This is a genomic window from Streptomyces sp. NPDC002795 (assembly GCF_042888725.1).
In the GTDB taxonomy this organism is placed as follows: domain Bacteria; phylum Actinomycetota; class Actinomycetes; order Streptomycetales; family Streptomycetaceae; genus Streptomyces.
The window spans coordinates 96,749-121,064 of sequence record NZ_JBIAQB010000005.1 but is presented as its reverse complement, the minus strand read 5'-3'; the positions used below and the strand labels follow the sequence as shown (position 1 = coordinate 121,064).

24 protein-coding genes are annotated in these 24,316 nt (G+C 71.7%); 11 read left to right on the top strand and 13 right to left on the bottom strand.

Annotated features, from left to right (window positions below):
* Nucleotides 1-909: a LysR family transcriptional regulator gene (locus tag ACFYWS_RS16575; protein WP_389276081.1), complete on the bottom strand. Its 909-nt coding sequence runs from the start codon at nucleotides 907-909 to the stop codon at nucleotides 1-3.
* Nucleotides 910-1,038: 129 nt separating this feature from the next.
* Here ACFYWS_RS16575 and mdlC point away from each other — a divergent pair, with 129 nt between their 5' ends.
* The 5 genes from mdlC (at nucleotide 1,039) to ACFYWS_RS16550 (ending at nucleotide 7,630) form a co-directional block, all read left to right on the top strand.
* The gene (gene mdlC, locus ACFYWS_RS16570) at nucleotides 1,039-2,622 is read left to right on the top strand and encodes a benzoylformate decarboxylase (protein WP_389276078.1); all 1,584 of its coding nucleotides are present in this window, start codon (nucleotides 1,039-1,041) and stop codon (nucleotides 2,620-2,622) included.
* 2 nt (nucleotides 2,623-2,624) lie between these two features.
* Nucleotides 2,625-4,082, top strand: coding sequence for a benzaldehyde dehydrogenase (locus tag ACFYWS_RS16565; protein WP_389276075.1), 1,458 nt, complete (start codon nucleotides 2,625-2,627; stop codon nucleotides 4,080-4,082).
* A gap of 102 nt (nucleotides 4,083-4,184) precedes the next feature.
* On the top strand, nucleotides 4,185-5,417 hold the full coding sequence (locus ACFYWS_RS16560) for an MFS transporter (RefSeq protein ID WP_389276072.1): 1,233 nt from the start codon (nucleotides 4,185-4,187) through the stop codon (nucleotides 5,415-5,417).
* 66 nt (nucleotides 5,418-5,483) lie between these two features.
* Entirely contained in the window at nucleotides 5,484-5,969 is a 486-nt protein-coding gene (locus ACFYWS_RS16555) for a GNAT family N-acetyltransferase (protein WP_389276069.1), read from the top strand.
* Between the two features lie 110 nt (nucleotides 5,970-6,079).
* Nucleotides 6,080-7,630: an MFS transporter gene (locus ACFYWS_RS16550; RefSeq protein ID WP_389276066.1), complete on the top strand. Its 1,551-nt coding sequence runs from the start codon at nucleotides 6,080-6,082 to the stop codon at nucleotides 7,628-7,630.
* Here the strand turns inward: ACFYWS_RS16550 and ACFYWS_RS16545 are convergent.
* The 5 genes from ACFYWS_RS16545 to ACFYWS_RS16525 are packed head-to-tail and all read right to left on the bottom strand — an operon-like array spanning nucleotide 7,614 to nucleotide 11,429.
* The gene (locus tag ACFYWS_RS16545; protein WP_389276063.1) at nucleotides 7,614-8,558 is read right to left on the bottom strand and encodes a PDR/VanB family oxidoreductase; all 945 of its coding nucleotides are present in this window, start codon (nucleotides 8,556-8,558) and stop codon (nucleotides 7,614-7,616) included. The two genes, ACFYWS_RS16550 and ACFYWS_RS16545, sit on opposite strands and share 17 nt — an antisense overlap.
* Nucleotides 8,555-8,725, bottom strand: a complete 171-nt coding sequence (locus ACFYWS_RS16540; RefSeq protein ID WP_389276060.1) for a hypothetical protein — start codon at nucleotides 8,723-8,725, stop codon at nucleotides 8,555-8,557. Before ACFYWS_RS16540 ends, ACFYWS_RS16545 begins: the two co-directional genes overlap by 4 nt.
* The gene (locus tag ACFYWS_RS16535; protein WP_389276057.1) at nucleotides 8,722-9,735 is read right to left on the bottom strand and encodes a Rieske 2Fe-2S domain-containing protein; all 1,014 of its coding nucleotides are present in this window, start codon (nucleotides 9,733-9,735) and stop codon (nucleotides 8,722-8,724) included. Before ACFYWS_RS16535 ends, ACFYWS_RS16540 begins: the two co-directional genes overlap by 4 nt.
* Nucleotides 9,736-9,752: 17 nt before the next feature.
* Nucleotides 9,753-10,610, bottom strand: a complete 858-nt coding sequence (locus ACFYWS_RS16530; protein ID WP_389277351.1) for an IclR family transcriptional regulator — start codon at nucleotides 10,608-10,610, stop codon at nucleotides 9,753-9,755.
* A 6-nt stretch (nucleotides 10,611-10,616) separates the two neighbouring features.
* Entirely contained in the window at nucleotides 10,617-11,429 is an 813-nt protein-coding gene (locus ACFYWS_RS16525; protein ID WP_389276054.1) for an alpha/beta fold hydrolase, read from the bottom strand.
* Between the two features lie 180 nt (nucleotides 11,430-11,609).
* Between ACFYWS_RS16525 and ACFYWS_RS16520 the strand changes: the two genes are divergently transcribed.
* The 3 genes from ACFYWS_RS16520 (at nucleotide 11,610) to ACFYWS_RS16510 (ending at nucleotide 14,450) form a co-directional block, all read left to right on the top strand.
* Nucleotides 11,610-12,467: a Cof-type HAD-IIB family hydrolase gene (locus ACFYWS_RS16520; protein WP_389276051.1), complete on the top strand. Its 858-nt coding sequence runs from the start codon at nucleotides 11,610-11,612 to the stop codon at nucleotides 12,465-12,467.
* Between the two features lie 177 nt (nucleotides 12,468-12,644).
* The gene (locus ACFYWS_RS16515) at nucleotides 12,645-13,982 is read left to right on the top strand and encodes a lipase family protein (protein ID WP_389276048.1); all 1,338 of its coding nucleotides are present in this window, start codon (nucleotides 12,645-12,647) and stop codon (nucleotides 13,980-13,982) included.
* 60 nt (nucleotides 13,983-14,042) lie between these two features.
* Entirely contained in the window at nucleotides 14,043-14,450 is a 408-nt protein-coding gene (locus ACFYWS_RS16510) for a RidA family protein (protein ID WP_389276045.1), read from the top strand.
* A gap of 63 nt (nucleotides 14,451-14,513) precedes the next feature.
* Here the strand turns inward: ACFYWS_RS16510 and ACFYWS_RS16505 are convergent, their stop codons facing one another.
* The 3 genes from ACFYWS_RS16505 to ACFYWS_RS16495 all read right to left on the bottom strand — a co-directional run bounded on the left by ACFYWS_RS16505 (nucleotide 14,514) and on the right by ACFYWS_RS16495 (nucleotide 17,019).
* Nucleotides 14,514-15,995, bottom strand: a complete 1,482-nt coding sequence (locus ACFYWS_RS16505) for a SulP family inorganic anion transporter (protein ID WP_389276042.1) — start codon at nucleotides 15,993-15,995, stop codon at nucleotides 14,514-14,516.
* Nucleotides 15,996-16,003: 8 nt separating this feature from the next.
* The gene (locus ACFYWS_RS16500; RefSeq protein WP_389276039.1) at nucleotides 16,004-16,585 is read right to left on the bottom strand and encodes a carbonic anhydrase; all 582 of its coding nucleotides are present in this window, start codon (nucleotides 16,583-16,585) and stop codon (nucleotides 16,004-16,006) included.
* A 74-nt stretch (nucleotides 16,586-16,659) separates the two neighbouring features.
* A complete protein-coding gene (locus tag ACFYWS_RS16495) occupies nucleotides 16,660-17,019 on the bottom strand; it encodes a hypothetical protein (protein WP_389276036.1) in 360 nt (119 codons plus the stop codon).
* 173 nt (nucleotides 17,020-17,192) lie between these two features.
* Between ACFYWS_RS16495 and ACFYWS_RS16490 the strand changes: the two genes are divergently transcribed.
* Nucleotides 17,193-17,927 (top strand): nitroreductase family protein, encoded by a 735-nt coding sequence (locus ACFYWS_RS16490; RefSeq protein ID WP_389276033.1) that lies wholly within the window; start codon nucleotides 17,193-17,195, stop codon nucleotides 17,925-17,927.
* 9 nt (nucleotides 17,928-17,936) lie between these two features.
* Here ACFYWS_RS16490 and ACFYWS_RS16485 read toward each other — a convergent pair whose 3' ends face one another.
* From ACFYWS_RS16485 to ACFYWS_RS16470, 4 genes are all read right to left on the bottom strand, one after another.
* Nucleotides 17,937-19,577 (bottom strand): ABC-F family ATP-binding cassette domain-containing protein, encoded by a 1,641-nt coding sequence (locus ACFYWS_RS16485; protein ID WP_389276030.1) that lies wholly within the window; start codon nucleotides 19,575-19,577, stop codon nucleotides 17,937-17,939.
* 83 nt (nucleotides 19,578-19,660) lie between these two features.
* Entirely contained in the window at nucleotides 19,661-21,295 is a 1,635-nt protein-coding gene (locus ACFYWS_RS16480; RefSeq protein WP_389276027.1) for an ABC-F family ATP-binding cassette domain-containing protein, read from the bottom strand.
* A gap of 212 nt (nucleotides 21,296-21,507) precedes the next feature.
* Nucleotides 21,508-21,996: an HPP family protein gene (locus tag ACFYWS_RS16475; protein WP_389276024.1), complete on the bottom strand. Its 489-nt coding sequence runs from the start codon at nucleotides 21,994-21,996 to the stop codon at nucleotides 21,508-21,510.
* Between the two features lie 99 nt (nucleotides 21,997-22,095).
* A complete protein-coding gene (locus ACFYWS_RS16470; RefSeq protein ID WP_389276021.1) occupies nucleotides 22,096-22,260 on the bottom strand; it encodes a hypothetical protein in 165 nt (54 codons plus the stop codon).
* A gap of 199 nt (nucleotides 22,261-22,459) precedes the next feature.
* Between ACFYWS_RS16470 and ACFYWS_RS16465 the strand changes: the two genes are divergently transcribed.
* Together ACFYWS_RS16465 and ACFYWS_RS16460 are read left to right on the top strand one after the other, a co-directional pair.
* Nucleotides 22,460-23,332: an ABC transporter ATP-binding protein gene (locus tag ACFYWS_RS16465; protein WP_389276019.1), complete on the top strand. Its 873-nt coding sequence runs from the start codon at nucleotides 22,460-22,462 to the stop codon at nucleotides 23,330-23,332.
* Nucleotides 23,329-24,312: an ABC transporter substrate-binding protein gene (locus tag ACFYWS_RS16460; RefSeq protein WP_389276016.1), complete on the top strand. Its 984-nt coding sequence runs from the start codon at nucleotides 23,329-23,331 to the stop codon at nucleotides 24,310-24,312. The genes ACFYWS_RS16465 and ACFYWS_RS16460 overlap by 4 nt, the downstream gene beginning before the upstream one ends.
* The last annotated feature ends 4 nt before the right edge of the window (nucleotides 24,313-24,316 follow it).

Here is a 24,316-nt window from a genome sequence, read left to right as displayed (position 1 = left end):
TCACGCCTCCGTTGCGTCGACCAGGGTGTTGCGCATGAAGTCCACCAGCCAGTGCTGCGCCGGAGTGCGGGCGTGCGCGTGCCGGGCGTAGACCGAGACCTGCGCCGGCTCGATGTCGATCGGAAGTTCAAGCAGCCGCACCCGGTGATCCGCGGCGAACATGCGGGCCACCAACCGGGGTGCCACCGCCACGAGTTCGCTGTCCTGGATGAGGTACGGCAGACCCGCGAAACGGGTCACGTCGAGCACCACGCGGTGCAGCAGCCCGTGCGCCTCCAGGGCGCGGCGCGGCCCCTCGTGCCCGGCGGGCCCGGAGACCGTCACATGCTGTTCGGCGCCGAGCGCGGCCAGGTCCACGGAGCGGCCGCGCAGCCGTGGGTGATCGCGGGCCACCACGGCGACGTACCCCTCGGCGAACAGCGGGATCCGCTCCACCCGCGGCGAGCCGAGCAGCGGCGAGGCGATGAACGCGTCGATCTCGCCACGGCCCAACTGGTCGGCGGCGCCCCGGATGTCGAGCGGCCGCACCGTGAGCGTGGTGCCCGGCGCCTGTCGTGGCAGCGCGGCCATCAGCCGCGGCAGCAGAGCCACCTCGCCGAGGTCGGACAGGCACACGGTGAACGCGGCGCGCGCCGTCGCCGGGTCGAAGGAGCGGGAGCCGCTGAGGGTCGTCTCGATCTCCGAGAGGGCGCGGTGCAGCGGCTCGTACAGGGCGCGGGCCGTGGTCGTCGGGGCGAGACCCGCGCCCGTGCGGCGGAACAGCTCGTCGTCGAAGCGGCGGCGCAGTTTCTGCAGCCCATAGCTCACGGTCGGCTGGGTCACGTGCAGCGCCTCGGCGGTCGCCGTCACGCTCCGGGTCTCGTAGAGCAGCACGAAGGTCCGCACGAGGTTGAGGTCGAAGTCCCGCATGATGGCTCCCGTCTGTCACCCACCATTATCGATGCTGTCTATGAAGCAGGTAGGCAACATTGATTGGAGCACACTCGGCTTTATTTCTAGGCTCAACCACATCACCGCCGGTCAAGGAGGAGTCTGCGCATGCCGACCGCACGCCGGATCGCCCACGCGTTCCTGGAGCGCCAGGGACTGACGACGATCTTCGGAAACCCCGGATCGAACGAGCTGCCCTTCCTGGCGGGACTGCCCGAGTCCTTCCGCTACGTCCTCGGCCTGCACGAAGGCGTCGTCGTCGGCATGGCCGACGGATACGCGCAGGTCACAGGACGACCGGCACTGGTCAACCTGCACGCGGCCGCCGGTTCGGGCAACGCGATGGGCGCGCTCACCAACGCCGTGTACGCCCGCTCGCCGCTGGTGCTCACGGCGGGCCAGCAGGTGCGCTCCGCCGTCGGCCTGGAGGCGATGCTCGCCAACGTCGACGCCCCGCAGCTGATGCGCCCGCTCGTCGGCCACTCCGCCGAACCGGCCTGCGCCGCCGACGTCCCGCGCTCGCTGGCCCAGGCGGTCTTCGAGGCCGAACTGCAGCGCAGGCCCAGCTATCTCTCCGTGCCCTACGACGACTGGGACGCCGACCTCGACGCGGGGGCCTCCGAGGTTCTGGAGCGGCGGGTACGCCGCGCTCTCACCCCCGACGAGGCGCAACTCGACGACCTCGTTCGGGAGGTGGGCGCCGCCCGCAATCCCGTGCTCGTCCTCGGCGGTGACATCGACGCGGCCGGGCACTTCGACCGGGCCGTGGCCTGCGCCGAACACCTCGACCTGCCGGTGTGGGTGGCACCGTCCCCGCACCGCCTCCCGTTCCCCAACCGGCATCCGCTGCTGCGCGGTGTGCTGCCCGCGGGGATCGGCTCCGTGTCGTCGGCGCTGGCCGGGCACGACCTGGTGCTCGTCGTCGGCGCGCCCGTCTTCCGCTACCACCAGCACGTGCCGGGCCCCTATCTGCCCGAGGGCGCCCGGCTGATCCAGGTCACCGACGACGCGGGCGCCGCGGCCCGCGCGCCGATGGGGGAGGCGCTGGTCGCGGACCCGGGACCGGTGCTGACGGCGCTGATCACCCGACTCCCTCAACGCGCAAGCGGGTCAAGGGAGTTCACGCCTCCGCCCGAACCCCTTACCGCCCCCGGCGCGGCCCTCCACCCCGAGGAGGTCTTCGCCACCCTCCGTGACACCCAGCCACCCGACACCCGCTACGTCGTCGAGTCGACCTCCACCAACGGCGCCTGGTGGCGCCAGATGGACCTGCGACACCCCGGCTCCTACTTCTTCCCGGCCTCCGGCGGACTCGGCTTCGGCCTGCCCGCCGCCGTCGGCGCGGCGATGGGCGACCCGGACCGTCCGGTCGTCGCGGTCGTCGGGGACGGTTCCGCCAACTACGGGATCACGGCGCTGTGGAGCGCCGCCCACTACCGGATCCCGGTCACCTTCCTCATCCTGCGCAACGGCACCTACGGCGCCCTGCGCTGGTTCGGGACGCTGCTCGGCACCCCGGACGTGCCGGGCACCGAGATTCCCGGCCTCGACTTCACCGCGCTCGCCGCGGGCTACGGGGTGCCCGCCACCGCCGTCACCGAACTCGCCGAACTGCGCGAACAGTTGAAGACACCCGCGACCGACGGGCCCCGCCTCATCCAGGTCGACACCCACCCCACCACACCGGAGTGAACATGACTCTCCTCGAAGACCCCGTATGGCACGAGCGCATCCACCTCGACGGCTGGACCGCGGGCAGCGGGGGCACGTCCGCCGTCGTCGAACCCGCCACCGGGCAGCGGCTCGGCTCCATCGGCAGCGCCACCGCCGATGACGTCACGCGCGCCGCGACCCGCGCCGCCGAGGCTCAGCGGGAGTGGGCCCGCACCTCGCCCGCCGAGCGCGCCGCCGTGCTGCGCCGGGCCGGTGACCTATTCGCCGAGCACGCCGAGGAGATCAAGGACTGGATCGTCCGCGAGGCCGGATCGACCCGCGCCAAGGCCTCCGTCGAGACCGACTTCGCCGCCGCCGAGTGCTACGAGGACGCGGCGCTGCCCGCGCACCCGCTCGGCGACGTGCTCAGCAGCGGCGAGCCCCGCTGGTCGTTCGCGCGCCGCGTGCCCGCGGGTGTCGTCTCGGTCATCGCGCCGTTCAACTTCCCGCTGATCCTCGGCATCCGCTCGGTCGCGCCCGCGCTGGCGCTCGGCAACGCCGTGCTCCTCAAGCCGGATCCGCGCACCGCGGTGTGCGGCGGTGTCACCATCGTCCGCGTCTTCGAGGAGGCCGGGCTGCCCGAGGGGCTCCTGCACCTGCTGCCCGGCGACGCGAGCGTCGGCGCCGCCGTCGTCGAGGCGCCCGAGGTCTCCGTCGTCTCCTTCACCGGCTCGACTGCCGCGGGCCGCAAGGTCGGTGAGGCCGCCGCCCGCAACCTCAAGAAGGTCCACCTCGAACTCGGCGGCAACAACGCCCTCGTCGTCCTCCCCCGCGCCGATCTGCCCGCGGCCGCCTCGGCCGGCGCGTTCGGCTCGTACCTCCACCAGGGCCAGATCTGCATGGCCACCGGACGCCACCTCGTCCACGAGTCGCAGGCCGAGGAGTACGTGGCGCTGCTCGCCGAGAAGGCGAACCGGCTGCCGGTCGGCGACCCCGCCGCCGGCGATGTCGCGCTCGGCCCGATCATCGACGGCCGGCAACTCGCCCACATCGACAAGGTGGTGACCGACAGCGTCGCCGCGGGCGCGACGGTCGTCGCGGGCGGCAAGGCCGACGCCCCGTACTACCCGGCGACCGTTCTCACCGGCCTCGACGACGACAGCCCGGCCTGGCGCGAGGAGATCTTCGGGCCCGTCGCACCCGTGCGCACCTACCGCGACCTCGACGAGGCGGCCCGCATCGTCGACGCCTCCCCGTACGGCCTGTCCGTCGGCATCCTCGGTGACGTCGGCACCGCGATGACCCTCGCCGACCGGATCCACTCCGGCAAGGTGCACATCAACGAACAGACCGTCATGGACGAGCCGGGCGCGCCCTTCGGCGGCGTCGGCGACTCCGGCAACGGATCCCGGTTCGGCGGCGCGCAGGCCAACATCGAGGCGTTCACCGAGACGCAGTGGGTGACCGTGCGCCCGCAGATCGCGCCGTACCCCTTCTGACCCCCGCAGAAGGGTCAGGTCCCTTCGGAAAAGTCCCCCGTCCCCCAGGAGCAGCGCGTCCCGTCCCTGTCCCCATCCGCTCATCCGGCAAGGAGCACGCCAATGACGACGTCTCCCCATCGGGCAGCCAGCACGGCGGTGCTGTGCTGGCTGACCGTTCTGCTCGAGGGGTACGACCTGGTGGCGCTCGGCGCCACCATCCCGACCCTGCTCAAGACGCACCACCTCGGCTTCACCGCCGCCGATGCCACCGCGGTCGCCACCGTCTCCCTCGTCGGGGTCGCGGTCGGCGCCGCGGGGCTCGGCCCGCTCACCGACCGCTTCGGCCGGCGCGGCATGCTCATCGGCTCGGTGCTGCTGTTCTCGGTGTTCACCCTGGTGACACCGCTCGCCCCGAACGTGGCCGTGTTCGGCGCCCTGCGCTTCCTCGCAGGCCTCGGCCTCGGCGCCTGCATGCCGGTCGCCCTGACCGTCATGTCGGAGAACCTGCCCGAACGCCGCCGCGCCAGCGCCAGCACGTTCACCATGACCGGCTACCACGTCGGCGCGGTGCTCACCTCGGTGCTCGCGCTCGCCGTCGCCGGTGACTGGCACTGGCTGTTCTACGGCGGGGGAGTCGCGGGCCTGCTCGTCGTCCCGCTGATGTGGTGGAAGCTGCCGGAGTCCGCCGCGTACCTCGCCGCCAAGCAGCAGCCCGAGGCCGAACGCATCGGCATGCGCGACCTGCTCGGCCCGCGCGTGCGCCGCACCACGCTCGCCGTGTGGGGCGGATCCTTCATGGGCCTGCTGCTCGTCTACGGCCTCAACACCTGGCTGCCCCAGCTCATGCGCAGCGCCGGCTACCCCATCTCCCGCTCCATCGCGCTCCTGCTGATCCTCAACGTCGGCGCCGTCATCGGGCTCGTCGTCGCCGGGATCGTCGCCGACAAGTACGGCATCCGGCGCGTGGCCCGCATCTGGTTCGCCGCGGGCGCCGTACTGCTCGCCGTCCTGAGCCTGCGCATCGACAGCAGCCTGCTGCTGAACGCACTGGTGCTGCTCACCGGCGTCTTCGTGTTCTCCGCGCAGGTCCTCATCTACGGGTACGTCGCCCAGGTCTTCCCGGCCAACACCCGCGGCACCGCGCTCGGCCTCGCCTCCGCGGTGGGCCGGCTCGGCTCGATCACCGGACCGTTCGTCACCGGCGCCCTCGTCACGGCGGGCGTCGCCCACCCCTGGGGCTTCTGGTTCTTCGCGGGCGTCGCGGCCCTCGGGCTCGGCGCGATGCTGGTCCTGGCCCCACCGACATCCGGCGACCGGAAGGCCAGGACACCGAACGCGGCGTTCACCAGCTGACCAGACGTGAGTTCACCAACTGGGCGGCCCCGACAGGGCGGCCGGACCCGTGCCAGACTCGGCCCCATGAAGATCAGAGACATCGGGGACGGTGACTGGGAGCGGATCTGGCCGTTCTGGCGGCGGATCGTGCGCGCGGGCGAGGCCTACGCCTGGGACCCCGACACCAGCGAGCCCGAGGCCCGCGCCCTGTGGACCGAGGGCGCGGGCAAGCGCGTCCTCGTCATGGAGGACGACGCGGGCACCGTCGTCGCGACGGCCTACGTGAAGCCCAACTACGGCGGTCCCGCGCGGGACACCGCGAACGCCGGGTTCATGGTCGACCCCGACCACGGCGGCCACGGCTACGGCCGCGCCCTCGCCGAACACGTGCTGACCGTGGCCGAGCGGGACGGCTACCGCGCCATGGTCTTCAACGCCGTCGTCGAGACCAACCCGGCCGTCCGGCTGTGGACTTCGCTCGGCTTCACGATCCTCGGCACGGTGCCCCAGGCGTACGACCACCCGCACCACGGCAGGGTCGGACTGCACATCATGCATCGCGCGCTATAGGTACTGACGGCCCCTGGTGGGGTGGGGCGGACGCGCGCCATCCGTTGAGTTAGGGTTACCTAACCAGCGGGGTGGTCCCCGTGTTCTCCGCCTGCCCACAAGGAGCCCGCATGACGGCGACGCCCGCCGCCGAGCAGTCGACCGCCCCCGCGCCCGCCCGGCCGAGGGACCCGCGCCGCTGGCTCATCCTCGGCGTGATCTGCCTCGCGCAACTCGTCGTCATCCTCGACAACACGATCCTCAACGTCGCCGTCCCCACCCTCACCGCCGACCTCGGCGCCGACACCGCCGACGTCCAGTGGATCATCAACGCGTATGTGCTGGTGCAGGCGGGACTCCTGCTCGCGGCCGGAGCCGCAGCCGACCGCTACGGCCGCAAGAAGCTGCTCCTGAGCGGTCTCGTGCTGTTCGGTGCGGGCTCGCTCGCCGCCGCACTCGCCCACACCACCGGCCAGTTGATCGCCGCGCGCGCCGGCATGGGCGTCGGCGGCGCACTCCTGCTGACCACCACCCTCGCGGTGGCCGTGCAGGTCTTCGACGACGACGAACGCGTCCGCGCCATCGGCGTCTGGGCCGCCGTCAACGCCCTCGGCTTCGCGGCGGGCCCGCTGGTCGGCGGAGTCCTCCTCGCGCACTTCTGGTGGGGCTCCCTCTTCATGGTCAACGTGCCCGTCGTGCTGCTCGGCCTGTGCGCCGTCGGCGTCCTCGTGCCGGAGAGCCGCGCCGAACAGAGCCACCGCCCCGACATCCTCGGCGCGCTCCTGTCGACGATCGCGATGGCCTCACTCGTCTACGCCGTCGTCTCGGGACCCGACCACGGCTGGTCCTCCCCGGCCGTGCTCACGGGCGCGGGCATCGGGGTGTGCGCGCTGGTCGGGTTCGTGCTGTGGGAGCGGCGCGTCCCCGAGCCGATGCTCGACATGAGCTTCTTCCGCAACCGGACGTTCACCGGCGCCGTGATCGGGGCCGTGCTGATCACCTTCGGCAGCGGGGGAGCACTCTTCCTGCTCACGCAGCAGCTCCAATTCGTCCTGGGCTACGGGCCGTTGGAGGCCGGACTGCGCACCGCGCCCTTCGCGCTCACCGTCGTGCTGCTCAACTTCACCGGAGTGTCGGCCCGGTTGAGCAAGCGGCTCGGCATCCCGGGGTCCGTCGCCGTCGGCATGACACTGCTCGCCTGCGGACTCGCCGCGGTCGCCCTCGCCGGGCGGGTCGTGGACGGGTACGGAGGACTGCTCGTCGGGCTCGTCCTGATGGGTGTCGGCTGCGCGTTCGCCAACCCGGCGATGGCCGTCGCCGTGATGGGCTCGATCCCCCGGGAGAAGGCGGGGGCGGGTGCAGGTATCCAGGGCACGGTCACGGAGTTCGGCAGCGGCCTCGGCGTCGCCGTCCTCGGCGCCGTGCTCAGCGCACGCTTCTCCATGCTCGTACCGGTGGCCGCGGCCTCGCTGCCCGCGGCCCTCGCCGCCACCGACTCGACGGCCGAACGGAACGCGGTGACGCGGGCATTCGGCTCCGCACTGGAGACCGGTCAACTCGTGGGCGCGGCTGCCGTGTTGACCGGAGGACTGGTGGCGGCGACGCTGCTGCGCCGCGCGGAACACGCGGCGCGGCCGGAGGCCGAGACCGTCACGGACACGGCGGTCACAGATCGAGCGTGAGCCGATCGCCCTTCGCCCGCGAGACACACACCATCATCGTCTCGTTGGCCTCCCGCTCGGCGGCGGTGAGCACACTGTCGCGGTGGTCGACCTCCCCGGCGAGCACGTCCGTCTCGCAGGTGCCGCACGTGCCCTCGGTGCACGAGTACAGCACCTGGATGCCGGCCTCCTGCATCGTGGCGAGGATCGTCCGGTCCGCCGGGACCTTCAACGTCCGCCCGCAGGAGGCGAGTTCGACCTCGAAGGCCGTGTCGCCGCTGGTGTCGGCCGCCGCCGGTGTGAACCGCTCCGTACGCAGTGCCTCGGGCGGCACCAGCTCCTCCACGGCGGCGAGCAGCGGCTCGGGACCGCAGGCGTAGACGAGTTCACCGGGCCGCAGATCCGCGAGGACCGCGGGGAGATCGAGCAGTCCCTCGACGAGTTCGACGCGCCCGCCGGGGTGCCCGGCGGTCAACTCCTCGGCGAACGCCATCGACCCGCGCGAGCGGCCCCCGTAATGCAGGGACCACCGCGCGTCCCGGTCGGCCGCCGCGGCCAGCATCGGCACGATCGGCGTGATGCCGATGCCGCCCGCGACGAACCGGTACGCGGGCGCCGGTTCGAGCCGGAAGTGGTTGCGCGGCCCACGGGCACGTACCGCCGCGCCTTCCTGAAGCTCGCCGTGCACATGAGCCGAGCCGCCCCGCCCGTCCCGCTCGCGCAGCACGGCGATCCGCCAGGAGTGCGCGTCGCCGCCGCACAGCGAGTACTGCCGTATCAGATCCTCGGCCTCGGACAGGATCAGGTCGATATGGGCGCCCGCCTCCCACGCGGGCAGCGGAGCGCCGTCCTGGCGGCGCAGGAGCAGGGAGACGACACCTTCGGCCTCCGGGCGGCGTTCGGCGACGACGAGGTCGTACGTGTCGAGAGGGTCGAGCGGGTCGCTCACGAGGTGCGGTCCTTCGGGTCCGGGGTCTGCGGGTGGTCCGGGTGGGCGAGCATCCACTCCCACATGGCGACCGGGTCCTCGCTGGTGTGCCGCTCACCGCAGTGGCAGTGGCCGTCGAGGAGGTCGGTGCCGGGGAGCCATTCGATGCGGAAGACGGGCCGTGTCATCCGGCGGCCAGCTTCGCGAGGATGCGGCGCGCGGCCAGGCCGCCCGTGTCGATGTTGATGCTGAGCTCCTGGTAGCCCTCGGGCTCGGTGTCCAGGGTGCGTTGCAGCAGATTCAGCGCGTCCACGTCCTGCATGACGACCTTGTGGTTGAAGTCCCGCAGGAACGTGGTGACTTCGTCGTCCTCGGTCGCGAAGTTCCGTGACACCGCCCAGAAGTCGTACACCTTGCCGGGTGACGACGGCGTGATCGCGTACGTGATCTCCGTGCGGAAGGCGGGGGTCTCCTGCCCCGACGGGCTGATCGTGCTGTGCAGCAGATACAGGCACGGCGCGTGGTACTCGATGTCCTGGCGCCGGTCGATGCGGCCCTCGATGCCGGTGGAACGGGCGTAGAACGGCGGGCACTCGGAGTCCTTCATGTGCCGCGACACCCGCACGATCCCGGCACTCTCGTCGACCTCCGTGGCGATGGGTGTCTCGGCGACCTCTGGCGTCCCGATGTAACCACCGTGCAGATACGTCTCGTGGGAGAGGTCCATGAGGTTGTCGACCAGGAGCACGAAGTCCGCGTCGATCGGCTCCATGCCCTCCACGGTCACGAAACCGTCCTGCACCAGATGCGGCGCGCGCGGGATCGTGTCCGCGTCGGCCCCCTCCGGGTCGCCGACCCACACCCACACCATCCCGTCGACCTCCGCGACCGGGTACGAACTCACCCGCGCGGTACGGGGAACCCGCTTCTGCCCCGGCACGAACACACACGTGCCCGTCGTGTCGTAGGTGAACCCGTGGTACCCGCACACCACCCGGTCCCCGTCGAGCCCGCTCGCCGACAGCGGATAGCGGCGGTGCACACAGCGGTCCGCGAGCGCGACGGGCTCCCCGGCCTCGGTGCGGTAGAAGGCGATCGGTTCACCGAGGATCGTGCGGCCGAGCAGCTCCCGGCCGACCTCCTTCGACCACGCGGCGACATACCACTGGTTAGGGGCGAAGGCCGAGTACGCGGTCATGACGGGTGTCCCTCCAGTCACCGCGCGGCACCGTCGCCGCGCGTCACCGACCACAGTGGTGAGCTGGACCACAGCCCCACAACGCCACTTCCGTCAGACGGAAGCCGGGGGCGAAGCCGGGGCACGGCCGAGACGGGCTGCCAGCCCAGAGCGCGCGAAATGCCGCGTCCGGCCAGCTGCACCGCCGGAATCAGCGCCGGCGTCCGCGCCCCCTCGACCGGTACGACGACGGAGACCGCGGCGACGACATCACCGCGCGGCCCGCGCACCGGCGCGGCCACCGACAGCGCGTCGTCGGTGATCTGACGGTCACTCACCGCGACGCCCCCGCGCCGCACTTCGGCCAGCATCCGGCGCAGCCGGACCGCGTCCGTGACGGTGTAGGGGGTGAACGCGTCGAGCCCGCCCTCGGGGTAGCGGTCCTGAAGGTCGCGGCCGCCGTGCGCGAGCAGCACCAGACCCACACCCGTCGCGTGCAGCGGCCAGCGCGCGCCGACCCGCGAGTGCACGCCCACCGCCGAACGGCCCGACAGGCGCTCGATGTAGACGACCTCACGGCCGTCGCGCACGGCGAGGTGCACGTTCTCGTGGGTCGACTCGTACAGGTCCTCCAGGAACGGCAGCGCCGCCTGCCGCAGGCCCAGGCCGCGCGGGGCGAGCGCCGCGATCTCCCACAGGCGCAGGCCCACGTGGTAGTTCCCCGCCTCGTCGCGCTCCAGGGCGCCCCAGTGGGAGAGCGCGCCGACGATCCGGTGCGCCGTGGGCAGCGGAAGATCGGCGCGGGTCGCGAGCTGGGTCAGGGTGAGCGAGGGGTGGTCCTGGTCGAAGGCGCCGAGCGCGTCGAGCAGCCGGTCGCTCGCGGAACGGGTCACGATCCCGCCCTACCCGGTCGGGCAGCGGTCGCGGAGGAAGTCCAGAAGCACGGCGTTGAACAGCTCGGGCTGCTCGACGCCCGGCAGGTGCCCGGCCCCGTCGACCACTCGCAGCACCGAGTCCGGCACCAGCTTCACGATCTCCTCGGCGTCCGGGACCGGCGTGTACACGTCGTCCGCGCCGACCACGACGAGTGTGGGAACCCGGGCCGCCGCGAGGCTGTCGCGGTAGTCGGGGCGCTCGGCCCGCCCGCGCAGCGCCGCCGCGGCCCCGCGCGGGTCGGTGACCTGCATCATGCCGAGGACATGCGCGGCGACGTCCGGCATCGCGGCCACGTTGTAGCGCGCGAGCATCTTGTCGATGACCTCGGCCGCGTAACCGCCCATGCCTTCGGCGAGCAGCCGCACCGCGAGCCGGTTGCGGTGCAGTTTGCCCTCGGGTGTCTCGGGCGGCGCCGAGGTGTCGGACAGGACGAGCGCGCGGGTGCGGTCCGGGTGCCGCAGATGGAACTCCATGGCGATCTGGCCGCCCATGGACACACCGCCGACCACGGCGGCGTCGATGCCCAGCTCGTCCAGGAGCGCGGCGATGTCGTCGGCGAAGCGCGAGAGCAGCACCTGCCCCGGAGTGACATCGCTCTCGCCGTACCCGCGCAGATCGGGCGTGAGCACCCGGTACCCGGCAGCGGCGAGCGCCTCGGCCTGGGTGGCCCACAGGGTCCGGTTGAACGGATGCCCGTGGATCAGCACGATCGCGACGCCGTCCGCCGGGCCGAGATCGTCGTACCGCAAAACGGTGCCATCCAGCGTGAATCGGGGCATGGCGTGCTCCAGGTTGGGTTGGTCCCGCGCGGGGGTGAGTGCCGGAACCGTACGGTGCGGGCGTGGGCATGATCAAGAGTGTTGGCCGGTCAGAGCGGGGAGGACGGCCCTCCTAGACTGGTTGGCGCCGCGCCCTCGCCCCGCGGCCCGGCACCCCGCACCAGCGAACCAGGAACCACCGTGAGCACCCAGCACCACCAGGCGGCCACCGCCACCCCGCCCGACATCCGCCTGGTCGTCACCGACATGGACGGCACGCTCCTGGACGGCGACGGGAAGATACCCGACTCCCTGTGGCCGCTCTTGGCCGAAATGAACCGCCGCGGCATCGCCTTCTGCCCCGCCAGCGGACGCCAGTACGCAACCCTCGCCGCCCAGTTCGACGCCGTGGACGACGGCGGCATGGTCTACGTCGCGGAGAACGGCGCCTATGTCGTGCGTGGCGGCGCCGAGGTCAGCTCCGACCCGCTGGAGCCCGCCGTCGTCGCGTGGATCGTCAAGGAGACGCGCCGGCTCGTCGACGAGGGCGGGGCCGACGTGGGCGTCGTCGTCTGCGGCAAGCGCTCCGCCTACGTGGAGCGCTCCGACGAGGCGTTCATGGCGCAGGTCCGGAAGTACTACGCCGCCCACGAGATCGTCGCCGACGCCACCGCCGTCGAGGACGACTTCGTCAAGGTCGCGCTCTTCGACTTCGGCAACGCGCAGGACACCACCGCTCCACTCCTCGCCCCGCTCGCGGACACGCACCAGGTCGTCGTCTCCAGCGGGCACTGGGTCGACGTCATGAACCCGGCCGCGAACAAGGGCGCCGCCGTCCGCAGACTCCAGGACGCCCTGGGTGTCACGCCCGCGCAGACCGTGGTGTTCGGCGACTACCGCAACGACCTGGAGATGCTGGACACCGCCGACTGGTCCTACGCCATGGCCAACGCGCACCCCGACGTCCTCGACCGCGCCCGGCTGCGCGCCCCGGCCAACACCGAGGACGGCGTCGTCCGCACGGTCCGCGAGCTCCTCGGGCTCACGGTGCGGCCTTAAATTACTGAACCGTAACCTTCCTGGTGCTACCCCCGGTAACGTCGGTGTGGATAGCGTCCGGCAAGGCGCGTGGTGAGGGTGGGACGACCGCTCCGAGCGCGCCGTCGGCCTGCCCGATCTTCCGGCCGACAGCCGCCAGACGGGAGTCGACTCCCGCCCGTAGACCGGAGGTTCGCCATGCCCGCCACCCCCACCCGACTGCTGGCCGCCGCCGTCACCGTCGCCGCGTGTGTCGGCGCCCAGGCGGTGCCCGCCGTGGCGGCCACCGGGTCGGAGGCCTCCGGGGACACGGTCTCGCGCGGGGTCACGATCCCCGCGTTCTACAACCCGCCGACCGAACTCCCCGGCGCCAACGGGACGTTGATCCGCAGCGAGGGGCTCCCGCTCGCCCTCAGCCTGCCCGGTCTGCACGGACCGCTGCCGGGCAAGGCGACCCGCATCATGTACAAGACCACCGACTCGAACGGCAAGCCCGCCGCGTCCACGGGTGCGTACATCGAGCCCAGCGCCAAGTGGCGCGGCTCGGGCCCCCGCCCGCTCGTCGCGCTCGCCCCCGGCACGCAGGGGCAGGGCGACCAGTGCGCCGCGTCGATGGGTCTTGAGCACCCGATCGTGTTCAACGGGCAGACGCTGGTGGCCGGTTACGAGGACCTGGCGATCTACCGGCTCCTCGCCAAGGGCGTCGCCGTCGTCGTCACCGACTACATCGGCCTGGGCACCACCGACCGCCTGCACACCTACGTGAACCGGCTCGACGAGGCCCACGCCGTGCTCGACGCCGTGCGGGCCGCCCGCGCCCTCAAGGACGCCACCGTCACCAGCGGTTCGCGGGTCGGCCTCTTCGGCTACAGCCAGGGCGGCGGCGCGACCGCGGCCGCCGCCGAACTCCAGCCCACCTACGCGCCCGATGTCACGCTCTCCGGTACGTACGCGGGGGCGCCGCCCGCCGACCTGACCGCGACCACCAAGGCCATCGACGGCACCGACCTCGTCGGCGCGCTCGGCTGGTCGCTCAACGGGTTCCTGCAGTCCGACCCGGAGCTTCGGGCGATCGCCGACAAGCACCTCAACGACAAGGGCCGGGCGGCGCTGAAGGACCTCTCCACGGCGTGCGTGGGCGATGCCATCCTCGGCTACTCGTCCCGGAAGAGCTCGTCATGGACCAAGGACGGCCAGAGCCTCGAAGACATCATCAAGGCCGAACCGCGCCTCCAGGAGTTCCTCGCCCAGCAGCGCATCGGCACCACCGAGCCGCAGAGCCCGGTCCGCGTCGCCACCGGTGTCAGTGACAACCTCGTCCCGCACGGCCAGGCACGCCAGTTGGCCGTCGACTGGTGCGGTCGCGGCGCCCAGGTCACGTACAAGGCGGTGAACACCCCGGACGTCGGCCGCGCCCTGATCAACCACTTCGCCCCGCTCCTCACCGACCAGGGCCCGGCCATCACCTGGCTCACCGACCGCCTTTCGGGAGAGCCGGCCACATCTACGTGTGCCCAACTCCCCACGCAGCGCTGACCGTTCGGGCGGGTGCCGTGCCACGATGACGGATCACCGCACCCGTCCGAAGGGAACCCCGTGCCCCGCGCCGTCACCCTGATCCGTTCCGACGCCCTCTCGGGTGTCGCCGAGTACGCCTACGCGGCCACCGCGCCGGCCGAGGCGCGGCTCGTGTTCCTCGCCGGTTCCTGCCCGTTGGCGAAGGACGGCTCGACCGTCGCGGTCGGCGACTACGCCGGTCAGGCGGCCCAGTGTGTCGCGAACATGCGCGTCGCCCTCGACGCGGCCGGCGCCGGTCTCGAAGATGTCATCAGCACCCGCGTCCTCGTTGCGTCGACACGGCAGGAGGACCTGGTCACGGCCTGGAGAGTGGTACGTGACGCCTTCGGCGAGCACGACGTGCCCAGCACCCTGATGGGTGTCACCGTGCTCGGCTACACCGATCAGCTCGTCGAGGTCGAGGCGGTCGCGGCGGTCATCGACTGACGCACGTGCGAAGGCCCCGACTCCCGTGGTGCACACGGGAGTCGGGGCCCAGCCGAGGCAGGATCAGGCCGGTGTCACCTTCACCGGTTCCGTCTCGGCCGAGCTGTGCCGTTCCGCCCAGTTCTCCAGGGCCGTGCGGCATGCATGGTCCAGGTGGTGCAGGCCGGACAGGTTCAGCTCCACGGGGCGGTTCTGCGGGAGTGCCTCCAGGCTGTCGAGGATCTTCGGCAGCTTCAGGAACGTCGCGTTGCCGGACAGGTGTGCCTGCACCGGGCCCGCTCCCTTGTCTATGATCTCCAGCTTGATGTGCGAGGCCTCCCAGGCGGTCTTCACGATCGACAGGGCGAGGCCGATGAGCACACCCTCGAACATGCTGACCGCCACGATCGACACCGCGGTGACGACCAGGATCAGCGCCTCGCCGCGATGGTCGCGCCAGAGCTTCACCAGCGCCCGTACGGGCACCAGCTTCGCCCCGGCGTGCACCAGCACGCCCGCGAGGGCCGGGATCGGGATGTACGCGAGCAGCGCCGGCAGCAGCGCCGCGAACAGCAGCAGCCAGACGCCGTGCATGACGCGCGAGGCCTTCGTCTTGGCCCCCGCCTGCACATTGGCCGAGCTGCGTACGATCACCGCGGTCATCGGCAGCGCGCCGAGCACACCGCACACCGCGTTGCCCGCGCCCTGGGCGAGGAGCTCCTTGTCGTACGCGGTGCGCGGACCGTCGTGCATCCGGTCCACGGCCGCCGCGCTGAACAGCGACTCCGCGGAGGCGATCAGCGTGAACGCCACGAGCGTGCCGAGCACACCGACGGCGGCGAGCTCACCGAACGCGTCGAGCGGCGGCGGCTGGATCGAGCCGAGCAGGCCGTTGACCTCGACCATGGCGACAGGCGCGTCGAACACGAACGCCGCCAGCATCGCGAGGCCCACCGCGGCGAGCGGCCCCGGAATGACGCGGGCCTTTCGCGGCATGTACTTCCAGAACACCAGGATCGCGACGGTCCCGGCGCCCAGGGCCAGCGAGGCCAGCGCGCCGGTGCTGCCGAGCGCGTCGAAGAACGCCTCCGGGAGCCCCGCTATCTTGCCGAGCCCGGACTCCGGGGCCTTCGCGTCGAGTACCGAGTACATCTGGCCCGCGATGAGGACCAGACCGATGCCGGCGAGCATGCCCTCGACGACCGAGACCGAGATGGCCCGGAAGTAACGGCCGACCTTCAGCGCGCCCATGGCGATCTGAAGGAGGCCGGTCGCCAGCACGATGACACCGAGGACCGGCAGACCGAACTCGCGCACCGCTTCGTACACGAGCACGGTCAGACCGGCGGCCGGGCCGGAGACCTGGAGACTGCTGCCGCGCATCAGACCGGTGACGATGCCGCCGACGATGCCGGTGATCAGGCCGAGTTCCGCGGGCACACCGGAGGCGACGGCGACACCGACGCACAGCGGAAGTGCCACCAGGAACACGACGAGCGAGGCGGTGAAGTCCGCCTTGAGATGAGGGAACTTGGGGGCTGGGGTGTGGGGGGTGGTTTCGGTCATGGCGGCGCTCACAGAGTCTCGAACGCGTCGGTGTCGACGCGGTGTTCGCGGACGCCGCCGGTGTGCACCTCGTAGTACCAGCCGCGCAGCGTGAGGCTGCCGTCGGCGAGCCGACGCTCCACACACGGGTAGGAGCGCAGCCTGAGCAGCTGGGCGAGGACGTGCTGCTGGACGGCCGGGCCGACCGTGACGTCGGCCGGATCGCACGCGCCGGGCTCGTCCGCGGCGTGCGCGAGCCAGTCCCGGACGGCGGGCACGGCCGCGAGGTCGTCGCCGCGCACCAGCGCGCCGATCGCCCCGCAGTGCGAGTGCCCGCACACGACGATGTCCTGGACGCCGAGGACTTCCACGGCGTATTCGATGGTGGCGGTCTCCCCGCTGGGGCTGCCGCTGGTGTACGGGGGCACGATGTTGCCCGCGGTGCGGAGCTCGAAGAGCTCTCCGGGGCGCGCGCCCGTGATCAGGGCCGGCACGACGCGAGAGTCGGAGCAGGTGATGAAGAGGACCTGCGGGGACTGGCCGTCGGCGTGACTGGCGAACTCCTCAGGGCGCTGGCCGAAGGTGCGGGCGTTGTCGATGAGGGGCTGCATGTGTGTGTGATTCCTCCTGGCGCGCCGGCAGGGCGCGTCGGACGGGCAGGACAGGTGGGAACGGCTGTCAGGAATCAGCAGCGGAAGACCTGAAGGGACTCCGCTGTCAGCTCGTCGATGGATCTGTCCGGGCGGGCGTACGAGGCGTGCGGCGCGGTCGCCGACGCGGCGGTGATGTCCGGCGCGGGCGAGTCGGCGTAGGGGCAGGGCAGTTGGGCCGTGCCCGATGCCGCGCGGTGGCGGTCGCGAGTGCGGAGCGCTTCGGCGGGCCCCTGGGGGGCCGTCCCGTCGCCGTGGCAGGCCTTCGCGTCGGACGGCGCCGCGACCGAGGTGTGTGCGGATGCGAACGAATGTCCGGACGCGAGGAGGGGGAGCGACAGCAGCAGGGCGATGACAAAGGCCATCGCCGTGCGCTTACCCCCACCTCGGGACATGTTCCCCCCTCGCGGACCTCTCGCCAAGAGATCGCCAACGTACGGTCAACTGATGGTCAAGAGCCAGGTTAACTCTGCAAAGGTGGCTCGTGGGTTAACTGGGTGTTTCGTCTCGAAGGATGCGTGAAAGCTGGGGGTGTTTTGGCGCGAATGACACCCCTAGACTCGCGATCATGACCCAAGTCACTACAGTCACCGAGACGCCCCAAATCGCCGACGACACACCCCTGTTCGGCACGATGGCCACGATGCGTGCCATGCGCCGACTGCGCCCGGAACCCGTTTCCGACGAGCTGCTCGAAAGGCTGATTCAGGCAGCCGTGTGGGGGCCCAGTGGGGGCAATATGCAGCGCTACGAGTACGTCGTGGTCACGGATCCGGCAGTCATGGCGGAACTGGCGCCTTTGTGGACACGTTGTGTGGACGCCTACTTGGCGACCACCGGCAAGCACGCGCCCGAGGGCATGGACGAGGCGGCGTACGGGCGCATGGTCGCCGCCATCGAGTACCAGCGCGACCACTTCGCCGAGACACCGGCGCTCGTCATCCCCTGCTACCAGTTCCCGCCGTCGCGCGTCGACGAGGAGGGACTCCAAGCCTCGGTCACGGCGCTCGGCCCCACGGCGGCCGCCGCGCTGGCGAGCACGCAGGAGCGCTTCGCCGCGCTCGCGGAGGGCTCCTGCGTCTACCCGGGCGTACAGAACCTGCTGCTCGCCGCGCGCGGCCTCGGCCTCGCCGCCAACATCACCATCTGGCACCTGATGCTGGAGGACGAGTGGAAGGCCGCGCTCGGCATCCCCGACGACATGCGGACGTTCGCCGCCATCCCCGTCGGATGGCCGCTCGGCCGCTTCGGCCCGGTGCGCCGCAGGCCGGTCGAGGAGGTGCTGCACCGCAACCGCTGGTAGGCCCCGAGGTCACCCGTCGCCCGCGCCCCGCTCCAGCCGGATCTCGCGGCCCTTCCAGCGCTCGCGCAGCCGGCGGTCGTGGCAGGCGACGACGATGGCGCCGGGCCCCGCGCCCAGCGCGTCCTCCAACTCGTCGCACAGCGTGGGGGACAGATGGTTCGTCGGCTCGTCGAGCAGCAGCAGCTCCGGCGGGCTCGCCACGAGCAGCGCGAGCGCGAGCCGGCGCCGCTGGCCCACCGACAGGTGACCCACGGGCTTGTCGAGGTCGGCCGGGCGTAGCAGACCGAGCCCGGCCAGCGGCACCGCCTCCGCCTGCGCGTACCCGAGCTCCTGCCCGTACGTGTCACGGGCGGTGCGCTCGGGCCGCGCGAACACGGAGTCCTGGGCGAGCAGCCCGACCGACAGGCCCGCCCGTCGCCGTGTCTCGCCCCGCGCCGTCAGCTGCCCGGCGAGGACCGCCAACAGGGTCGACTTCCCTGTGCCGTTGGCACCGGTCACCAGCAGACGGTCCTCAGGTGTCACGTCGAGCCGGTCCAGGGTCAGCCGCCCAGGGACATCGACAGCGCGCAGGGACACGAGCGGCTCGTCGTCGATGTCATCGCGAGACATGCCGGCGAGGCGGTCGGGCCGGAAACGCAGGGGCGGTGGAGGTGCGGCGACCTGCGTGCGCTCCAACTCCTCCAGGCGGCGAGTGGCATTGCGGACCCGGCGTGAGATCTGGCTCTGCACCCGGTTGGCGCGGACGCCGTACCCCATCTTCTCGTTGTCGCGCGGCCCGCGGTCCGGGGCGACACGGCGCGCCGAGACACCGGCCGCGTGCCGCAGCGCCACCAACTCCTCCTGCTCCTCGGCGAACCGCCGCTCCCACCGCTCCCGCTCGGCCCGCTGCTCGGCGAGGTAGGCGCTGTAGTTGCCGCCGAACCGCACGGGACCGTCCACCGCCGGATCGAGGTCGACGAGGTCCGTGCAGACGGCGTCGAGGAACGCCCGGTCGTGGCTGGCGAGGACGACCACGCCGGGCAGCGCCCGCAGTTGTTCCTCCACGAACAGCGCGGCGCCGTCGTCGAGATGGTTCGTCGGCTCGTCGAGCACCAGCGCGGTGGGACGGCGCACGAGCAGCGCGGCCAGGGCGAGCCGTCCGCGCTGGCCACCGGAGAGCGAGCCCAGCGTGCGGGTGTGCGCGAGCGCCCCGAGGCCGAGTCCGGCGAGGGTGATCCCGGCACGCCGGTCCGCGTCCCATGCCTCGTGCTCGCGGGCACTGTCGAGCAACTGGCCGTAGGTGTCGAGCAGTTCGGCGTGGGAGTCGGAGTCCTCCGGTGTCCGGGCGAGTTCCTCCCCGAGCCGGTCGAGCTCGGCGAGTTCGGCGCGTGTCTCGCGCAGTGCGTCGTCCAGCACGTCCGCGATCGTCGTCGTGGCGTCGTACGGCGCCTCCTGCTGGAGGAAGCCGAGGTCGGGCGGGCGGACGACGGTGCCGGAGTCGGGGGTGTCGACGCCGGCGAGCAGACGCAGCAGGGTCGACTTGCCGGCCCCGTTCTCGCCGATCAGGCCGATCCGGCGGCCGGGAGCGGCGGTGAGTGACACACCGTCGAGGACGCGACGGGTGTCGAGGGTGCGGGTCAGGTCGTGGGCGATGAGGGCGGGCTGAGGCATGAGGTGTGTTCCGTTCGACGTGAGCAGCCGTGGGGCCCGCCGGGCGTGTGCCTCGGAGCGGGCCGTGTCGTCACGCCGACGGATCACATCTCGGGCGCCCCCACCTCGGTCAGCTCGCCGCCCGCGAGCCGCAACTGCCGCTCCACACCGATCCGCGCAAGGAACCGCTCGTCGTGACTGACCACCATGAACGCGCCCTGGTAGGAGGCGAGCGCGCTCTCCAGCTGGCCGACGCCGACCAGGTCGAGGTTGTTCGTCGGCTCGTCCAGGAGCAGCAGCTGCGGGGCCGGCTCCGCGCACAGCACGCAGGCCAGCGTGGCCCGCAGCAGCTCCCCGCCGGACAGCACCCCGACCGGGAGCTGGGCGCGCGGGCCGCGGAACAGGAACCGGGCCAGGAGATTCATCCGCTCGGCTTCCGGCCGCCCCGGTGCGAACGCGGCGAAGTTCTCCGCGACGGTCCGCTCGGGGTCGAGCAGGTCCAGACGCTGCGACAGATACGCGATCCGGCCGTCGGCCCGCTTCACGCTGCCGCCGCTCGTCTGGAGATCACCGGACACGAGCCGCAACAGGGTGGTCTTTCCCGCCCCGTTGGGACCCGTCAGCGCGATGCGCTCGGGACCCCGCACCGCGAAGTCGACACCGGCGGCGGCGAACAGGTCCTGCTCGCCCCGCTGGACCTGCGCGTGCTCGGCGAGCACGAGGGTGCGTCCGGCGGGCACCCTGGTGTCCGGCAGATCGAGAACAAGGCGCGGGTCGTCGCGCACGGAACGCTCCGCCTCGTCGAGGCGAGCCTTGGCGTCGCCCACGCGTGCGGCGTGCGTCTGCCCTGCCCGCCCCGCGGACTCCTGGGCGCCCCGCTTCATGGTCCCGGCGAAGATCTTGGGCAGTCCGGCGCTCTTCAGGTTCCGCGCGGCGTTGCTCGCGCGGCGCTCGGCACGCTCGCGGGCCTGCTGCATCTCCCGCTTCTCGCGCTTCACCTCCTGCTCGGCGTTGCGGACGTTCTTCTCGGCGACGTCCTGCTCCGCGCTCACCGCTTCCTCGTATGCGGTGAAGTTGCCTCCGTACCAGCGCAGTTCGCCGTGGTGCAGTTCGGCGATCCGCTCCATACGGTCCAGGAGCGCGCGGTCGTGGCTGACCAGCAGCAGGCAGCCGTTCCAGCGCTCCAGGACGTCGTAGAGGTGGCGGCGGGCGTCGAGGTCGAGGTTGTTGGTCGGCTCGTCGAGGAGCAGCACATCGGGCCGGCGCAGCAGCTGTGCGGCGAGGCCGAGGGAGACGATCTGGCCGCCGCTGAGCGTGTCGAGACGCCGGTCGAGACCGAGGGCGCCGAGGCCGAGGGAGTCGAGCCCGGCGCGGGTGCGCTCCTCGACGTCCCAGTCATCGCCGATGACGGTGAAGTGCTCCTCGCTCACGTCCCCCGACTCGACGGCGTCCAGGGCCCGGACGATCTCGGCGACACCGAGCACCTCGGCCACGGTGAGCGAGCCGGCCAGCGGCAGACTCTGGGGGAGATGGCCGAGCACGCCGTGCACGGTCACCGAGCCGCCGGTGGGCCTCAGCTCACCGGCGATCAGCTTGAGCAGGGTGCTCTTGCCCGCGCCGTTCGGGGCCACGAGCCCGGTGCGGCCGGACGGCACGGAGAAGGACAGGCCGTCGAACACCGGAGTGTCGTCGGGCCAGGAGAAGGACAGGTTCGAGCAGACGACCGAAGCGTCGGACACGGAAGAGACCTCGCGTGGGAGACGGACAGGCCGATACGGCTGCCCGGAACAGGGAAAGGGGACGACTGTGAGGCCACACCGGCGATGCATCCGCGCACCGACCGCTGGCCTGTCAGAGCCGGGTATTCACCCGGAGATGTCGTCGTCCACCGCCATGTTCTTCTCCTCAAGACGCCAAAGGTCCAAAAACATTAACAGCTACGGACGCCCGCTCACCAGCTCAACGGGTAGCGGACCGGGTGTCCGCCGATCCGGCCCGGCAGCAGCCCGATCACGACCAGCAGCCCGGTGCCGAGCGCGAGGAGCGAGAGGAAGGGGGCCGGGTGCGGGGCCTGCAGCACGACGATCACCGAGGTCGCGGCGGCGGGGGAGTGGGAGAGGTGCGTGAGCATCATCGCCCCCAGCGAGAGCCCCGCGGCGACGGCCGCGCCCCATCCGTTGCTCCCCGTCACCGCGAGCGTCCCGAACCCGATGGCGGCGGAGATCAACTGGCCCCCGACGAGATTGCGGGGCTGCGAGATCGGCAGTCCGGGCGCGCCGTGCACCAGGGCGGCGCTCGCGGCGAGCGGGGGTATCAGGAGCGGCTGCCGCAGCAGCACGCCGACCGCGACGAGCACCAGCAGGGCGCCGATCGCGAAGACGGTGGCCCGCAGAGCGTGCAGGGGATGAGGGCGGGGGACGGCGGACGGGGGCGTGGACATGCGATCTCCGGGCAGGGGGAGCGGGGACCCGGTGATCATAAACAAAATGTTGAAGCCCTGGCATTTCGCTTGCCTCTCGGGCAAAAGGCGGCGGGTCCGCTACTGTCGCCGGTTGTCCTCGGCGATCCGCGTCGCACGCGAGCGCACATCCGCCTCGGACAGGCCCGCGTCGCACACGATCGTCATCTCGCTGCCGTCGTCCAGCGACACCCGCCGCATCTCGACGCCCAACTTCCGTGACCACTGCGGCTCTTCGTCGGACATGAGAGCTCCTCACGGTCGACGCGGCGGTGTGCCACGTCGACTCAACAATTGACGAACTCCCACGGTAGACGCACCCGGTGGTGCGCGGGGCACTCCGGTGGGCGCAGTCACACGATCGGGCCCGTGGGTCGCACCGTACGGCCCGTCGTGCCGACCCCCGGGGTTCCCCGATGGGTAAGGTTAGGCTAACCTTCAGGGCGTGAGATCTGGTGAACGCGCAGGTAGCGCCCCTCGTCCGCGCGGTCACGAACTGTCGGCCGAGCACATGACCGTGTCGTACGACGGAGTCGACGTCGTGCACGACGCGGCCCTCGTCCTCAAGCCCGGCGAAGTGACCGCCCTTGTCGGCCCCAACGGCAGCGGCAAGTCGACGCTGTTGCGGACCATCGCCCGGCTGCAGAAGCCCCGGCACGGCACGCTCAGCCTCGACTCCGGAACGTCCGACGCCGCCGACGGCTTCGACCTCACCGCCCGCCAGTTCGCCCGCCGCGTCGCCCTGTTGACGCAGGGCCGGCCCACGCCGGGCGGGCTCACCGTGCGAGACGTCGTCGAGTTCGGCCGCTACCCCTACCGCGGACGATGGGGGCAGGCCGACGCGGACGGCGCCGAGGTCGTCGGGCAGGTCCTCGCGATGACCGGGGTCGAGACCCTCGCGGACCGGGGCGTCGACCAGCTCTCCGGCGGACAGCTGCAACGCGTCTGGCTGGCGAGCTGCCTCGCCCAGCAGACCGGCGTGCTGCTCCTCGACGAACCCACCACCTACCTCGACCTGCGCTACCAGATCGAACTCCTCGACCTCATGCGGGACCTGGCGGACGACGGCGGTATCGCCGTCGGCGTCGTCCTGCACGACCTCGACCAGGCCGCCGCCGTCGCCGACCGGATCGCGCTGCTCAGCGACGGCCGCGTCATCGCCGACGGCGCCCCCGAGGACGTCCTGCGCTCCGAGCGCCTCACCGAGACGTACGGCATCCGCGTCGACGTCGACACCGACCCCTTCACCGGACGGCTGCGCACCCGCGCGATAGGCCGTCACCACAGCAGAAGCGAAAGGCTCCAGAGCACCTCATGAGACGCCCCCTGATCGCCCTGGCGAGCGTGGCCGCCGCGGCCCTCGCCCTGTCCGCCTGTGGCACCTCCGAGCCGGCGAAGTCCGGCTCCGACGCCAAGGCCGAGAAGATCACCCTGACCGGTGCGAACGGCTCCAAGGTGAGCCTGGACGGCCCGGCGACCAAGATCGTCGGCACCGAGTGGAACGTCGTCGAGTCCCTCGTCACGCTCGGCGTCGACCCCGCCGGCGTCGCCGACGTCAAGGGCTACAAGGCCTGGGACACCGCCGCGCCGCTCACCAACTCGCCCAAGGACGTCGGCACTCGGGGCGAGCCCAGCATGGACAGCATCGCGGGCCTCACCCCGGACCTCATCGTCGCCACCACCGACCTGTCGGCGTCCGCGGTCAAGCAGATGAAGAAGATCGCCCCGGTCCTCCAGGTGAAGTCGGCCGACGGCGCCGACCAGGTCGGCACGGTGTTCGACACGCTCGACATCCTCGCGAAGGCCACCGGCAAGCAGGACGAGGCCAAGGCCGCCAAGAAGGCCTACGAGTCGAAGCTCGCCGAAGGCAAGAAGGCGCTCAAGGACGCGGACGCCGACGGCACGAGGATCGCCACCGCCGACGGCTACGCCGCCTCCAACCAGGTCTCCGTACGCGCCTTCACCAGCGGCTCCCTGCTCGGCGCCGTCAACGAGGACCTCGGCCTGAAGAACGCCTGGAAGGTCAAGGGCGACAAGGACTACGGCCTGGCCACCACCGACGTCGAGGGTCTCACCGGACTCGGCAAGGACGTCCAGTTCACGTACATCGGCAATAAGAAGGCGGGCGGCTCCGACGTCTTCACCAAGGACCTCGCCGACAACTCGGTGTGGACCTCGCTGCCCTTCGTGAAGGCCGGTGACGTACACCGACTGCCCGACGGAACCTGGATGTTCGGCGGACCGAAGTCGATGGAGAAGTACATCGACGGCGTCGTCGCCGCCCTGACGAAGAAGTAGGCAC